The 15,633-nt window shown below is 55.4% G+C and carries 13 protein-coding genes; 4 read left to right on the top strand and 9 right to left on the bottom strand.

From position 1 onward, the window contains the following. Positions 1-134 precede the first annotated feature (134 nt). The 5 genes from hslU to priA form a co-directional block, all read right to left on the bottom strand. Positions 135-1,469: an HslU--HslV peptidase ATPase subunit gene (gene hslU / locus FN082_RS08615; RefSeq protein ID WP_004127247.1), complete on the bottom strand. Its 1,335-nt coding sequence runs from the start codon at positions 1,467-1,469 to the stop codon at positions 135-137. 9 nt (positions 1,470-1,478) lie between these two features. Then, positions 1,479-2,009 (bottom strand): ATP-dependent protease subunit HslV, encoded by a 531-nt coding sequence (gene hslV, locus FN082_RS08610; protein WP_139537292.1) that lies wholly within the window; start codon positions 2,007-2,009, stop codon positions 1,479-1,481. Positions 2,010-2,100: 91 nt separating this feature from the next. Further along, positions 2,101-3,072 carry a cell division protein FtsN gene (ftsN, locus tag FN082_RS08605; protein WP_139537293.1) on the bottom strand — a complete coding sequence of 324 codons (972 nt, stop codon included), beginning with the start codon at positions 3,070-3,072 and terminating at the stop codon, positions 2,101-2,103. A 91-nt stretch (positions 3,073-3,163) separates the two neighbouring features. Next, positions 3,164-4,192 (bottom strand): DNA-binding transcriptional regulator CytR, encoded by a 1,029-nt coding sequence (gene cytR, locus FN082_RS08600; RefSeq protein WP_139537294.1) that lies wholly within the window; start codon positions 4,190-4,192, stop codon positions 3,164-3,166. Positions 4,193-4,342: 150 nt separating this feature from the next. After that, complete coding sequence (priA, locus tag FN082_RS08595) at positions 4,343-6,538, bottom strand: primosomal protein N' (protein ID WP_142981443.1); 2,196 nt, start codon at positions 6,536-6,538, stop codon at positions 4,343-4,345. A gap of 225 nt (positions 6,539-6,763) precedes the next feature. Here priA and rpmE point away from each other — a divergent pair, with 225 nt between their 5' ends. Next, positions 6,764-6,979: a 50S ribosomal protein L31 gene (rpmE, locus tag FN082_RS08590; RefSeq protein ID WP_045853658.1), complete on the top strand. Its 216-nt coding sequence runs from the start codon at positions 6,764-6,766 to the stop codon at positions 6,977-6,979. A 43-nt stretch (positions 6,980-7,022) separates the two neighbouring features. Here rpmE and FN082_RS08585 read toward each other — a convergent pair whose 3' ends face one another. The 3 genes from FN082_RS08585 to metJ form a co-directional block, all read right to left on the bottom strand. After that, a complete protein-coding gene (locus tag FN082_RS08585) occupies positions 7,023-7,688 on the bottom strand; it encodes a TIGR02117 family protein (protein ID WP_142981442.1) in 666 nt (221 codons plus the stop codon). A gap of 6 nt (positions 7,689-7,694) precedes the next feature. Further along, positions 7,695-8,303, bottom strand: coding sequence for a YiiX family permuted papain-like enzyme (locus FN082_RS08580; RefSeq protein ID WP_142981441.1), 609 nt, complete (start codon positions 8,301-8,303; stop codon positions 7,695-7,697). 323 nt (positions 8,304-8,626) lie between these two features. After that, a complete protein-coding gene (metJ, locus tag FN082_RS08575) occupies positions 8,627-8,944 on the bottom strand; it encodes a met regulon transcriptional regulator MetJ (RefSeq protein WP_004107547.1) in 318 nt (105 codons plus the stop codon). A gap of 267 nt (positions 8,945-9,211) precedes the next feature. Between metJ and metB the strand changes: the two genes are divergently transcribed. Then, entirely contained in the window at positions 9,212-10,372 is a 1,161-nt protein-coding gene (gene metB / locus FN082_RS08570; RefSeq protein WP_139537297.1) for a cystathionine gamma-synthase, read from the top strand. Positions 10,373-10,374: 2 nt separating this feature from the next. Then, entirely contained in the window at positions 10,375-12,807 is a 2,433-nt protein-coding gene (locus FN082_RS08565; RefSeq protein WP_139537298.1) for a bifunctional aspartate kinase/homoserine dehydrogenase II, read from the top strand. Here FN082_RS08565 and FN082_RS08560 read toward each other — a convergent pair. Further along, positions 12,782-13,918, bottom strand: a complete 1,137-nt coding sequence (locus FN082_RS08560) for a cytoplasmic protein (RefSeq protein ID WP_142981440.1) — start codon at positions 13,916-13,918, stop codon at positions 12,782-12,784. The two genes, FN082_RS08565 and FN082_RS08560, sit on opposite strands and share 26 nt — an antisense overlap. A gap of 138 nt (positions 13,919-14,056) precedes the next feature. On the opposite strand from FN082_RS08560, the gene FN082_RS08555 reads away from it, so the two are divergent. Next, entirely contained in the window at positions 14,057-15,613 is a 1,557-nt protein-coding gene (locus FN082_RS08555; RefSeq protein WP_142981439.1) for a bifunctional metallophosphatase/5'-nucleotidase, read from the top strand. Positions 15,614-15,633 lie beyond the last annotated feature (20 nt).

Raw genomic sequence — 15,633 nt, 5'->3', positions numbered from 1 at the left:
TCTGCTCCCGGCAGATTTGTCATTCTCCCCAGTCACTTAGTTCGGTAAGTGACTGGGGATTTGCCTTTCTGCAACTCGAATTATTTTGGGTATCTATAGCCCCATCTATAGTGATGAAAATATATTGAACCGGATTATAGGATAAAACGACTCAGATCTTCATCTGCCACCAGAACATCCAGATGTTTACCAACATATTCCGCATCGATGGTGACGGTTTGGCCGTTCATTTCGCTGGCATCGTAGGAGATGTCTTCGATCAGACGCTCCAGTACGGTATGCAGGCGACGCGCACCGATGTTCTCGGTGGTTTCGTTGACCTGCCAGGCGGCCTGAGCAATGCGTTTGATGCCATCTTCCGTAAACTCGATATTAACGCCTTCAGTCGCCATCAGCGCTTTATACTGCACGGTGATGGAGGCGTTCGGCTCGGTCAGGATGCGCTCGAAGTCGTGCGTGGTCAGCGCTTTCAGCTCAACGCGAATCGGCAGACGACCCTGCAGTTCCGGGATCAGGTCTGACGGGCTGGCCACCTGGAACGCGCCGGAGGCGATAAACAGAATGTGGTCAGTTTTCACCATCCCGTGCTTGGTGGAGACGGTGCAGCCTTCAACCAGCGGCAGCAGGTCGCGCTGTACGCCTTCACGCGAGACGTCAGGGCCTGAAGAGTTGCCGCCGCGCTTACAGATTTTGTCGATTTCGTCGATAAACACGATACCGTGCTGCTCAACCGCATCGATAGCATCCTGCTTCAGCTCTTCCGGGTTGACCAGCTTCGCCGCTTCTTCTTCAATCAACAGCTTCATCGCATCTTTGATTTTCAGCTTACGCGGTTTTTGCTTCTGGCCGCCCAGATTCTGGAACATAGACTGCAGCTGGCTGGTCATCTCTTCCATGCCCGGAGGGGACATGATTTCAACGCCCATCGGCGCGGCTGCGAGATCAATCTCAATCTCTTTGTCGTCGAGCTGGCCTTCACGCAGTTTTTTACGGAAAGACTGGCGCGCGGCGGACGGTTCCTGAGGCTGTTCAGCCTGGCCCCAGTTGTTTTTCGCCGGAGGGATCAGCACGTCAAGGATGCGCTCCTCCGCCAGTTCTTCCGCACGGTAACGGTTTTTATCGATGGACTGCATGCGAACCATTTTGATCGCCGCATCGGTCAGATCGCGGATAATCGAGTCCACTTCTTTACCAACATAGCCCACTTCGGTGAACTTAGTTGCTTCGACTTTAATAAACGGCGCGTTGGCAAGCTTGGCCAGACGACGGGCGATTTCAGTTTTACCGACGCCGGTTGGACCGATCATCAGAATGTTTTTCGGCGTGACTTCGTGACGCAGCTCTTCGTTGAGCTGCATACGACGCCAGCGGTTACGCAGAGCGATAGCGACGGAGCGCTTGGCTGCGTCCTGGCCGATAATATGTTTGTCCAGTTCGCTGACAATTTCGCGTGGGGTCATTTCAGACATGGGAGATCCTTACGCTTTGGAGGTCAATTCTTCGATGGTATGGAAATGGTTGGTATAAATGCAGATATCACCTGCAATATTCAACGCTTTCTCTGCGATATCGCGTGCGCCCATATCGGTATTTTCCAATAGGGCACGAGCCGCGGCCTGGGCGTAAGGACCGCCGGAGCCGATAGCAATCAAATCGTTTTCTGGCTGCACCACGTCACCGTTACCGGTGATGATAAGCGATGCGTTTTCGTCAGCCACGGCCAGCAATGCTTCCAGCTTGCGCAGCATGCGGTCGGTACGCCAGTCTTTCGCCAGTTCGACGGCGGCTTTCACCAGGTGGCCCTGATGCATTTCCAGCTTACGTTCAAATAGTTCGAACAGCGTGAAGGCGTCGGCGGTGCCGCCCGCAAAGCCTGCGATCACTTTGTCGTTGTACAGACGGCGCACTTTTTTCACGTTGCCTTTCATTACCGTATTGCCCAGCGTGGCCTGGCCATCACCGGCAATAACGACATGGCCGTTACGGCGAACACTTACAATTGTAGTCACGAGCAGACCCCTTGGTTGCAAAAGCGGAATAGGGGCCCCGCGGTTTACGCGGGGCAGAATGCAATTATAAATGGGGGGGATTTTGAGGGTTTCAACCCCTGGCGGCGAGACGAATGCAGTTTGCGTGTCCGGCCATTTTCAGCCGCTCAATCATATTGCCAGCGTTTTCTTTGCCTTTTAGCGGCCCAATCACAACGCGGTTCCAGCCGTTATTGGTGGTGATGTGCGAAGCAAAGCCTTCAAACGCCAGCTGCGCGCGAACGGTTTCCGCCTGCTCTGCGCCTTTAAAGGACCCGCACTGAATCATCCAGTTACGATCGTCTTTTTTCTCCGTCGCGGCGGTTTTCGGCGCTTCCTCAACGCGGGCTACCGGTGCGGCGGCCTGCGTTTTAGGCTGCGTGGTGCTGGTATGCGCTGGCGTTTGCAGCAGATCCTGATACGGCTGTTGGGTTGAAGCGGTTTGCTTCGGCTGCTGTACCTGTTTGGGTTGCTCGACAACTCGTGGTTGAGTTCGCGGCTGCTGAACCTGAGTTTGCTGTTGGGTCTGTGCTAACTGCTGTTGCTGCACCTGCTGCTGGGCTAAGCGCTGGCGCTGTAGGGTTTGCTGGCGCTGCGCCGGGGTTTGTTCATTCCACGGCACTTCGGTCAACTGCGTGGGCTGCTGACGCATATCTGCCTGCATTTGCGCCAACAGTTGGCGCTGTTCGTTGGTCAGTTGCTCCGGCTTCATGACTTCACCGCCGGCAGTTGGTTCAGTAGGCGCACGAACGCCGGGCTGGCGGCTCTCCAGCTCTTTAATATAGCGCCAGCGCTCTTCCGGTTTCGGCGGCAAACCGTTACCCGCCGCCTGACGATTTTGCAGCGCTTCAGCTTCTTCTTTCTTATGGTGCGTAATGAAATACAGTCCACCGATAAAGGCCACCAGCACCGCCGCCGCGATCGCGACCATAGTGGGAGAAACCGCCGAAAGGCCGCCTGGCTTATTCCTTGAGCTTCGGGTATTGCTCTTTTTGCGCCGCGAAGAAGCCGGTTGGCTGCGGCGTACATAATCTCGTTGTGCCACTATCGTTTCGCTGTCTTATTCGTTTTTCAGCCCGCTATGTTACTTAAGCGGCGGGCCTTTGACCAGAAGAGCAGGCCCGAAAGCCTGATGGTTATGTTCGGATTTTGCGCGTACTGCCGCGAACGATAAGCTCGCAGTCGAGTAACCGGGAGCCGCTGCTAACGCTGTGTCCATGTAGCTGATCCAGTAAAAGCAGCATTGCCTCGCGGCCAATATCAAAGCGTGGTTGCGCAACGGTCGTCAATGGCGGATCGCAAAATTCAGACAAAGAGATGTTATCAAAACCAACAATCGACAGATCTTCAGGAACTTTCAGACCGCGGCGCTTCGCCAGCGATAGCGCGCCCAGCGCCATGACATCGCTATGACAAAAGATGGCGGTAGGTGGAACGGGCTGCGCTAACAGCTGCTCCAGCGCGTTGGCACCGGCTTCAAAGGTGAAATTGCCGCGAGCAATATAGTGCGGGTCAACGGTAATACCACTGCGGCGCAGCGCCTGGACGTAGCCCTGTAGGCGATAATGACACAATGGCATGTCTTCCGGGCCAGCGATACAACCAATACGACGGTGTCCCAGTTCTTGTAGATAATTCACCGCATTGAATGCGGCAGTCAGGTTATCGATATGTACCGTTGGCAGCTCCAGTTCGGGAGCGAATTCGTTGGACATGACCATTGGCGGCAAATTGCGTTGCTCTTCCACGCTGGCGTCAAACGGCAGGCGTGAACTGAGCAGTACCATGCCATCTATCTGTTTGGTGATGATAAGATCAATAAACGTTTTTTCTTTCTGGTTCTGATGGGCGCAATCGCCGATTAATACCAGGTATCCTTGTTCCGCTGCGGTAACTTCAATACCGCGAATAACCTCACTGAAGAAGGGATCGCAAATATCCGGCACAATGACCAGAATGGTGCTCGACTCGTTGCGCTTCATATTGCGCCCGAGTGATTGCGGTAAATAGCCGACTTCAAGCGCGGCCTGCTCAACCCGATGGCGGGTACTTTGCGAAACCTTATCTGGGTTCATTAACGCTCGGGATACGGTTGCCGTAGAGACGTTTGCCTTCAGGGCAACGTCTTTCATAGTGGCGGCAACGACCTGTTTTTTGGGCTTCACCTGTTTTCTCCTCGCTGACTGGCGCAGACACATCCCTAGCGTTCTGACATCAGCAACATTTTTAACAGATAGTACATCCAGAGAGTTACAGAATTTTCATGAAAAACGTGATGGCGGTTGAATTTTTCGATCCACCTCGCAAGAGAAGCCTTAACCTTCAATAGGATCGACATCCAGAACCCATTTTACTTTGCGCGCTTCCGGCAGCGTGTTAATCAACGCCAGCGTTCCGCTGACGATATGCTGCAGATGAGTGCGCGACGGATGCTGGAGGAGAATTTGCCAACGCCAGCGACCGCCGCGCTTTGGTGCCAGCGCCGGAACCGGGCCGAGCACCCAGAGCTTGCTGTCAGCCAGCGGGCTGGCCTGCAGCAGATTGCGCAGCTGCTGCAAAAAGAGCGGAGCCTGCTGGTTGTTATGATCTTCGGCGCGAATGAGCACATGGCTGGTCCATGGCGGCAGCTGCATACTTTGCCGTTCTGCCAGCGCTTGTTCGGCAAACGCGTCGTATCCTTTATAGAGCAGCGTTTGCAGCAGCGGATGCTCCGGATGGTGGGTCTGCAGGATCACCTCGCCCTGCTTGCCCGCACGACCTGCGCGGCCCGAAACCTGCGTATAGAGCTGAGCAAATCGCTCCGCTGAGCGGAAATCAGCGGAAAAAAGCGCGCCGTCAACGTCCAGCAGAGAGACCAGGGTGACATCCGGGAAGTGATGGCCCTTCGCCAGCATTTGGGTACCGATAAGAATGCGCGCGCCGCCGCGATTAACGTCGGCAAGATATTGCTCAAGCGCGCCTTTGCGGCTGGTGGTATCTCTGTCGATACGGGAAATCGGGATATCGGGAAACAGCGGCCCCAGCGCCTGCTCAAGCTGTTCCGTTCCCAAACCGACCGGTACCAGATGCGTCGAGCCGCAGGAGGGGCACTGGCGCGGAATCGGACGCTGGCTGTCGCAGTGGTGGCAGCGCAGATGATGCTGGGCCTGGTGCAGCGTGTAGTAGCTGTCGCAGCGCGGGCATTCCGCTATCCATCCGCAGTCATGGCACAGCAGTGCGGGCGCGAAGCCGCGGCGGTTCAAAAACAGAATGACCTGATTATCGGCCTGCAAATGTTGCCGCATACGGCCAATCAGCGCAGGGGATAGTCCAGCCTGAAGCTGTTGACCTTTTAAATCCAGAACATGCTGTTGCGCCGGGCGCGCATTGCCCGCGCGTTTGGTTAGCTTCAACTGACGATATTTACCCTGGCGGACGTTATGGAGTGTCTCAAGGGCCGGGGTCGCTGAACCAAGAATAATCGGGATTTGCTCGCTGTGGGCGCGCCAGACGGCCAGGTCGCGGGCGTGATAGCGCCAGCCTTCCTGCTGCTTGTAAGAGCTGTCATGCTCTTCGTCGATAACGATAACCCCAAGATTTTTGAAGGGGGTAAACAGCGATGAGCGGGTACCGATAACAATTGCCGCTTCGCCGTTTTTGGCTTTTAGCCACGCGGAAAGGCGTTCGCTGTCGTTCAGCCCGGAATGCAACACTTCTACCGGAGCGTTAAAACGGTGGCGGAAGCGGGCGATAGTCTGCGGCGTCAGGCCGATTTCTGGCACCATCACCAGCGCCTGGCGGCCTTGTGCTAGCACGTTTTCGAGGACGCTCAGATAAACTTCTGTTTTCCCGGAGCCGGTGATCCCGGCCAGCAGCCAGGCAGAAAAACTGTCCGAGGCGCTGTGAATCGCGCCAACGGCGGTCGCTTGTTCGGTGTTGAGCCGCAGACGTTCGCCGGGTACCGAGAAGCTTGTTCGCCAGTCGGTCAGGGCTGGCGCCTCGCTGGCCAGTTCGGCTAGCCCTTTACTGCGCAGCGCCTGTAGGGCCGCATCGTTAAACTCCAGTTCGGCAACCTGATGACGCCAGATCCTCCCCTGGCGCAGCGCCGCCAGCGCCTGCTGTTGTTTGGGCGAACGCTTAAGGCTACTGATATCAACCGCTTGCCCTTGTTCGGTGGCAAACCAGAACCACATTGGCGTTGCGCTGGCGGGTTTCCCCTGGCGCAGCATGATCGGTAGCGCGTGAAACAACACATCGCCGATGGGGTGATGGTAGTAGTCCGCTGCCCACAGCAGCAGCCGCCAGACCGAAGAGGAGAATACCGGGTCGGCGTCGAGGACTTCAGCCACCGGCTTGAGTTCATTAAGAGGTAACTCGCTACGCTCGCTGACCGACACCACAACACCTATCCGCTCCTGTTTGCCGAACGGGACGCGTACGCGACAGCCCGCTTTGACCGGCATACCATCAGGCAGCAAATAGTCAAAGGTGCGGGGCAGCGGAACGGGCAGGGCAACGTGGGCGACGGGCATTTAATCTTCCTGGCTTGAAATCTGGCGGGTTAGTATACACATTGTGATAAGGGCTCGCGGATCAGTTTGCATATGCTGGTCAAATTCTGTATGATTCGCCGCCTTTGATGTGCTTTGTATAGCATCAAAATCTATTACCCGGGATTGCGCCGGGAAATTATTAACATCGCGTGGTGTCTGGCGTTAGGGCTGGAAGAGCGACGCGGCCTTAACTGAGGTTCTCCCATGAAAAAAGATATTCATCCGAAATACGAAGAAGTTACTGCAAACTGCTCTTGCGGTAACGTCATGAAAATCCGTTCTACCGTAGGTCACGACCTGAACCTCGACGTGTGCGGTAAATGCCACCCGTTCTACACCGGCAAACAGCGTGATGTTGCTACCGGTGGCCGCGTTGACCGCTTCAACAAGCGCTTCAGCGTACCGGGTACCAGCAAGTAATTTGCTGAAGAAGCCGCCTCAGGGCGGCTTTTTTGTCTCTGTTTCACAGAGGATAGCAGTACCCATTCAGACAGGCTTTATTCTTTTCCACTGCTGTCATCACGCTTCCCGCCGTTAGCTTCAACGAAGAGTTAATCGTCATTCCCGCGCTTTCCAGCCCCTTTGCCGTCCATTTATTACAGGTATTGAGTATTCCATAGCGACCATTCGCTGCGTAAAACTGGCTGTCGCCGTAGATACCATTTTTTAACGGGATGAGTCTACCCGCTTCATCGCGGGCAAAGCTGCGGCCAATATAGCGAAGCAGGCTGCTGTTCTGACTTGCATTCAGGCTTAATGCGGTTATCTCACTGCCAGAAAAATAATGCGTTGGGGTGTCGGAAAAGGCGACAACGTGCATCACCGCGCCGGATGACCAGAACATCGCCTGGAGCGTAAGATTTGTGGTTATCTCCTGAGATTGATAAAAGCCTTTATCACCCCAGCCGATTTCATACCACTGTCCCTCTTGAGGGAAGCGCGCTTTAAGTTGCGGTAGAACCGTATTTATATCGTCGGCAGACAAGATGATCCCGGTGTGCCAGCCGTGACTGACGATGTAGATTTCCGACCCGGACGATGATTGATTTAACGTCGGTTTGATGGCCTGCGGGTAGGTGGCGCAGCCGTAAAGTAGAAAGCACACCCATGCGATGAATAGGTTTTTCATGATTTGTTACCAGGAGAGTAGAGGCCAGTTTTTCTCAACGGTTTCCAGCTGTTGCGCCTCAAACACCGCCTGCGGCGAGATGACGGTTTCGTCCAGCGGGATCTTCTGGCCGTAACGCTCTTTGAGTTTGGCGCGCACGATTGGGGAACTGAGGTCAAACTCCCTCAGCTTTTGTAACTTACCTGGCTGTAGATTCAGGGCGCGGTGATATACCTTCCACACGACCTCGGAGCAGTACTGACGCTCGTCGTTCCATGAAAAGAAGAGGTCGTAAGGTTTACCGAGGTAGCGCTTTGCAGTTTGCGCCAGCTGCTTGCGTTGCTCAATCGAAAGGCCGCCGCGTACCCGCCGGACAATATATTTACCGTCCTCACCCTGCGCGACCCATTTTTGCAGCGGCGTGTAAACCACGGGTCCAATGGCTTCGAAGACGTAGGGTTTTTTATCGCGAATCACGATCATGCCGGTGTGGCTGTAATCAGAATGCGTCGCCAGCTGGATTGCTTTGCTTTGCGATGAACGGGAGATTTGAAAAACGATATCGCCGGTCTGCGGCTCCCAGGCATGCGCGGAGAAGGTCAACGCCAGGCTAAGGGCCAGAACACAATACTTCATGGCATAACATCCTTGTTATACCCGTCATACTTCAAGTTGCATGCGCGTTGGCTTTATTACTCGGCTCATCCATGAGCCTCGCCCTGACGGGCCGCCGTTACACGGCGTTCAAATCTGTTCCGGACAGATTTGTCGCTCACCCCAGTCACTTACTTCAGTAAGCTCCTGGAGATTCCCTGCGTTGCCGCGTTACTCGGCCTGCGGCCTCGCCCCTGGCGGGGCCAGCGCAAGCGCTGTTCAAAACGGTTAACAGTTTTGTCTTGCAACTCGAATTATTTAGGGTAAACGCAACTAAAAAGAGCGGCTGGGCCGCTCTCAGTGATTTAGTATTCCCACGTATCCGGGTCGATGCCCAGCTCACGCATAATCTCTTTTGCCGCTTCCGGGATTTCATCGCTGCGCTCTTTACGCAGGTCTTCATCATTAGGCAACGGTTGACCAGTAAAGGCATGCAGAAACGCTTCACACAGCAGTTCACTGTTAGTGGCGTGACGCAGGTTGTTCACCTGACGACGCGTGCGTTCATCGGTGAGGATTTTTAACACCTTCAGAGGAATGGATACCGTAATTTTTTTTACTTGCTCACTCTTCTTACCGTGCTCAGCGTATGGGCTGATATATTCGCCGCTCCATTCAGCCATGAGTTACCTTTAATCCTCTATTTCATTAGTTAAGGGCCTGAACGCGAATCCTGGCCATAATTGCGCGTAGTTTACCGTAGAGGGGCGCTTCTGGCACCCAACAAGCCGCTACGGATGTGCGCTAATGCATATAATTTTAACGGCTATTTCCAGTTTGCTCAATCTATACGCAAAGAAGTTTAGATGTCCAGATGTATTGACGTCTATTATAACAATGATTACTCTTGAGCCTGACTTTTCACCGATTCAGCCCAGGAACTCCCCAACATGACGCGTAAACAGGCCACCATCGCAGTGCGTAGCGGTTTAAATGACGACGAGCAGTACGGTTGCGTTGTCCCGCCGATTCATCTCTCCAGCACCTATAACTTCACCGGATTTAACGAACCACGCGCCCACGACTACTCTCGTCGCGGTAACCCGACTCGCGATGTCGTTCAGCGTGCGCTGGCGGAGCTGGAGGGCGGTGCGGGGGCGGTTCTGACCAATACCGGTATGTCGGCGATTCTGCTTGTCACCACCGTGTTCCTGAAACCGGGCGACCTGCTGGTGGCGCCGCATGACTGCTACGGCGGCAGCTATCGTCTGTTTGATAGTCTGGCGAAGCGCGGCTGCTATCGCGTGCTGTTTGTCGATCAGAATGATGAGAAGGCGCTGAGTGCTGCTCTGGCGGAAAAACCGAAGCTGGTTCTGGTCGAAAGTCCAAGTAATCCATTGCTGAGAGTTGTGGATATTGCGAAAATCTGCGGTCTGGCGCGTGAGGCTGGAGCGGTGAGCGTGGTCGATAACACCTTCCTGAGCCCGGCTTTGCAGAATCCGCTGGCGCTGGGCGCCGATCTGGTGTTGCATTCATGCACCAAATATTTAAACGGCCACTCTGATGTGGTGGCCGGGGTGGTTATCGCCAAAGATCCGGCGACTGTCACCGAACTGGCATGGTGGGCGAATAATATCGGCGTCACCGGTGGGGCATTTGATAGCTATCTGCTGCTGCGCGGTTTACGTACGCTCTCTCCGCGTATGGAAGTGGCTCAGCGTAACGCGCTGGCGATTGTCGATTATCTGAAAACCCAGCCGCTGGTGAAAAAACTGTACCATCCGTCTCTGCCGGAAAACCAGGGGCATGAGATTGCGGCGCGTCAGCAAAAAGGTTTTGGCGCGATGTTAAGTTTCGAGCTGGATGGCGATGAGCAAACGCTGCGTCGTTTCCTGAGCGGATTGTCGCTGTTTACGCTGGCGGAATCGCTGGGGGGCGTTGAAAGTCTGATTTCCCACGCCGCGACGATGACCCACGCGGGCATGGCGCCGGAAGCGCGTGCGGCGGCAGGAATCTCAGAAACGCTTCTGCGTATTTCGACCGGTATTGAAGATGGTGAAGATTTAATTGCCGACCTGGAAAATGGCTTCCGGGCAGCAAACGAGGAATAAACATGAGTGTGATTGCGCAGGCAGGGGCGAAAGGTCGTCAGCTGCACAAGTTTGGTGGGAGTAGTTTAGCGGATGCAAAATGTTACCTGCGCGTTGCGGGGATCATGACGGAGTATTCGCAGGCGGGCGATATGATGGTCGTTTCCGCCGCAGGCAGCACCACCAACCAGTTGATCAGCTGGCTTAAGCTCAGCCAGACCGATCGTCTCTCTGCGCATCAGGTGCAACAGTCGCTCCGTCGTTACCAGACGGAGCTGATTTCCGGGCTGCTGTCGGCAGACGCTGCCGATACGCTGATTACCACGTTTATTCAGGATCTTGAACGTCTGGCCGGGCTGCTTGATAGTGGAGTGACTGACGCGGTATACGCTGAAGTTGTCGGCCACGGCGAAGTCTGGTCAGCCCGCCTGATGGCGGCGGTGCTCAATCATCTGGGCGTAGAAGCCGCCTGGCTGGACGCGCGTAGCTTCTTACGCGCCGAGCGCTCCGCACAGCCGCAGGTGGATGAGGGTTTATCCTACCCGCTTTTACAGCAGTTGATGGCGCAGCATCCAAATAAACGTCTGGTGGTGACCGGTTTTATCTCGCGCAACAATGCCGGAGAAACCGTACTGCTGGGACGTAATGGTTCTGACTACTCCGCGACCCAAATTGGCGCGCTGGCCGGGGCGTCTCGTGTCACTATCTGGAGCGATGTGGCCGGGGTTTACAGCGCGGATCCGCGCAAAGTAAAAGATGCCTGCCTGCTGCCGCTGCTGCGTCTTGATGAAGCCAGCGAACTGGCCCGTCTGGCGGCTCCGGTACTGCATGCCCGTACATTGCAGCCGGTATCCGGCAGCGATATCGATTTACAATTACGCTGTAGCTATACGCCGGATCAGGGGTCGACGCGTATCGAGCGCGTGCTGGCTTCCGGCACCGGGGCGCGGATTGTCACCAGTCATGATGATGTCTGCCTGATTGAGTTCCAGGTGCCCGGCGGTCAGGATTTCAAACTGGCGCATAAAGAGCTGGATGCCATTTTAAAACGCGCCCAGTTGCGTCCGCTGGCGGTTGGCGTACATGCTGACCGTAAGCTGCTGCAGTTCTGCTACACCTCGGAAGTGGCCGATAGCGCGCTTAAGCTGCTGGATGAAGCAGGGCTGCCGGGTGAGCTGCGCCTGCGTCAGAAGCTGGCGCTGGTGGCGATGGTTGGCGCTGGCGTGACCCGTAATCCGCTGCACTGCCACCGTTTCTGGCAGCAGCTAAAAGGCCAGCCGGTGGAGTTTACCTGGCAATCGGAAGAGGGCATCAGCCTGGTCGCGGTGCTGCGCGCCGGGCCGACCGAAAGCCTGATTCAGGGTCTGCATCAGTCGCTGTTTCGCGCGGAAAAGCGCATTGGCCTGGTGCTGTTTGGTAAAGGTAATATCGGTTCCCGCTGGCTGGAGCTGTTTGCTCGCGAGCAGACCACGCTTTCCGCCCGCACCGGGTTTGAATTCATCCTTGCCGGCGTCGTGGATAGCCGCCGCAGTCTGCTCAATTATGAAGGGCTAGACGCCAGTCGCGCGCTCGCTTTCTTTAATGATGAAGCCGTTGAGCAGGATGAAGAGTCGCTGTTCCTGTGGATGCGTGCGCATCCGTACGATGATTTAGTGGTACTGGACGTGACCGCCAGCGAGCAGTTGGCCGATCAGTATCTTGATTTCGCCAGCCATGGTTTCCATGTTATCAGCGCGAATAAGCTGGCGGGGGCCAGTAGTAGCAGCAAATATCGCCAGATCCACGACGCGTTTGAGAAGACCGGGCGTCACTGGTTGTACAATGCCACCGTTGGCGCCGGCTTGCCGGTTAACCACACGGTGCGCGATCTGATTGATAGCGGCGATACCATTCTGGCGCTGAGCGGCATTTTCTCCGGCACGCTCTCCTGGCTGTTCCTGCAGTTTGACGGTACCGTGCCGTTTACTGACCTGGTCGATCAGGCCTGGCAGCAGGGGCTGACCGAGCCGGACCCGCGCGTCGATCTCTCCGGGAAAGACGTCATGCGTAAGCTGGTGATCCTGGCGCGTGAAGCGGGTTATGACATCGAACCGGATCAGGTGCGCGTTGAGTCGTTGGTGCCTGCCCACTGTGAAGAAGGTTCGGTCGATTACTTCTTTGAAAACGGCGAAGAGCTGAATGACCAGATGCTACAGCGTCTGGAGGCGGCGCGCGAAATGGGCCTGGTACTGCGCTACGTGGCGCGGTTTGACGCCAACGGTAAAGCCCGCGTTGGCGTTGAAGCGGTGCGCGAAGAGCATCCGCTGGCTGCCCTGCTGCCGTGCGATAACGTCTTTGCCATCGAGAGTCGCTGGTATCGCGATAACCCGCTGGTGATCCGCGGACCGGGTGCGGGTCGTGATGTGACCGCCGGGGCGATTCAGTCCGATATCAACCGTCTGGCGCAGCTGCTGTAAGCTGAGCATTATATTGCTTAGCCAGAGAGGCCAGTATTTGTGCCACGCGCCCTGCTGAAAACAGGGCGCTCTGCGCGAACTCTGGTCTCTGCTCTAGCCACGTAGTGAAACATCGGCTGGCCGTGAGGTCCGGCGTGAAGTCGTTTTTACTCGAAGCACCGGCAAGCAGGCAGGTCATTTTCTGGTTTTCTTCCTGTGTCCAGAGCTGCCACGGATTTTGCCACCAACCATGATGCGTTTTTCCCTGTAGCCGCCATGGGGCTGAGCTGGCAGGATTGTTTATTTCTTCTTCCACATACCACAACTCTCCCTGCCGCTGGCGAAACACCTTAGCCCAGGCAACGATTACCGCGCCGCGTAAAAAACATTCATGGGCAATCACGTGCGTTTTCACCTCAGGAAACCGATGGCTGAGCAGCTTGAAGTGACCGTGCGCGGCGATAACCGGACGCAGAATACTGCCGCGGGAATTTCGCTTTGGCGCGGCGCTGCCGTACTGTATTTCATCGAACTGACTGCGTTGCAAAAAGCCCGCTTCGGTCTGCGAAACTCGCTGAACGATATCGCCAGCCGCGCCCTGCGTCGCTGGCGTTCCCCGCCAGCGATAACGTAATGATGCGCCAGCCGAAAAAGGGGTAAAGTTGGTCGACAGATGGAGCACATTGCCGCGAACGGCGTCGAAAGTCAGCAAAACATAGAGCTTTTGCCCCTCATGAGTTCCCTGGAATGGCACGATCAGCGGCACGCTGCAAATATGCCGCGGAAGTGCAATCGCGGCGGGGCGCGGGAGTTTCGGCGTCCAGACTTTTTCGCAGCGGCGGCACTGAAGGCGCTGGGTTCCCTTCGGATTGTAGCCGTAGCGAATAATGTCCCGCTGGTAACAGGCCGGGCAAAAATAGCCCTCGCGTTGGGCGTAATCGGTCAGATAAGCGGCCAGCCAGGGCCGGAACTCCTCATCATTAAATAGGGGCGGATAGCTGCCGCAGGCTGAACAGTGCAGCGCGGGATAGCCCAGCCGATAGTCCGGGGAATGGTAGTCGGCCGCAGACGGTAAGCCTAAATTGCGACAGCCGTAGGTTTTGCAGGCGTTAAGGGTAAAAAGGTTATCCATTTACAGGCCAATACCAACGATTTTTGCAGGTCGTTAATTTTGCCTTGCTCAAGTTGCATACAAATGTGAATGCTCTCACATAAAAAAGTCTTTCAGAACGTAACTTAGCGCTTCTTTACCTCTCTGAAAGGAACTCCGATGAAATTAAAAACAATGAGCGCCGTTATCCTGCTGACCTTGCCTTTCTGGGCATGCGCCAAAGATGTCACCATCATTTACACCAACGATCTTCATGCCCATGTCGAACCCTATAAAGTGCCGTGGATTGCCGACGGTAAGCGGGATATCGGCGGCTGGGCGAATATCACGACGATGGTGAAACAGGAAAAAGCGAAAAATAGCGCGACCTGGTTTTTTGATGCCGGTGATTATTTTACCGGCCCCTATATCAGCAGCCTGACCAAGGGCAAAGCGATCATCGATATTATGAACACCATGCCCTACGACGCGGTAACCATCGGTAATCATGAGTTTGATCACGGCTGGGACAATACGTTGCTCCAGCTTAGCCAGGCGAAATTCCCGATTGTGCAGGGCAATATTTTCTACCAGAACAGCGATAAAGCGTTCTGGGATAAGCCGTATACCATTATCGAAAAAGACGGCGTGAAAATCGGCGTGATTGGCCTGCACGGCGTGTTTGCTTTTGACGATACGGTTTCCGCCGCGACGCGGGTCGGTATCGAAGCACGTGATGAGGTTAAATGGCTACAGCACTATATTGATGAGCTTAAGGGCAAAGTGGATCTGACCGTTGCCCTGATTCATGAAGGCGTCCCGGCGCGCCAGTCAAGCCAGGGCGGAACCGATGTACGTCGCGCGCTGGATAAAGATATTCAGACCGCAGGCCAAGTCAAAGGGCTGGACGTTTTGATTACCGGCCACGCCCATGTCGGGACGCCGGAGCCCATTAAAGTGGGCAATACGCTGATTCTTTCCACCGATAGCGGCGGCATCGATGTGGGGAAACTGGTGCTGGATTATCAGGAGAAGCCGCATCAGTTTGCGGTGAAGAGCTTCGAGCTGAAAACTATTTATGCCGATGAGTGGCAGGCCGACTCGCAAACGAAGCAGGTCATTGATGGCTGGAATAAGAAACTGGATCAGGTGGTGCAGCAGGTTATTACTCAATCGCCTGTTGAACTGACCCGCGCTTATGGCGTCTCTTCGCCGCTGGGCAATCTTGCCGCGGATGCATTGATGCTGGCGGCAGGTAAGGAGACGCAGCTGGCGTTAACCAACTCGGGCGGTATCCGTAATGAAATCCCTGCCGGGGCGGTAAGCATGGGAGCTGTTATCAGTACTTTCCCGTTCCCGAACGAGCTGGTCACCATGGATCTGAGCGGCAAGCAGTTGCGCAGCCTGATGGAACACGGCGCAGGGCTGAGCAACGGCGTGCTGCAGGTCTCCAAAGGCCTGGAGATGCAGTATGACAGCAGCAAACCGCTGGGCCAGCGCGTCGTGTCATTTATGCTGAACGGTAAACCAGTTGAAGATGCGGCGGTTTATCATATTGCCACCAATAGCTTCCTTGCCGATGGCGGTGATGGGTTTGCCGCGTTTACCCAAGGGCAGGCGCGTAACACTTCCGGCGGCTACTACGTTTCAAATGCGGTAGTAGACTACTTTAAGGCCGGGAATAAGATAATGGATGAACAGCTTAACGGCATGCGCGTCATCGATGTGAAGAAATAAGCACCTCAGGCCGGGCGGTT

It is taken from the genome of Klebsiella spallanzanii (assembly GCF_902158555.1).
GTDB lineage: Bacteria > Pseudomonadota > Gammaproteobacteria > Enterobacterales > Enterobacteriaceae > Klebsiella > Klebsiella spallanzanii.
This window is presented reverse-complemented; position numbering and strand designations above follow the sequence as displayed.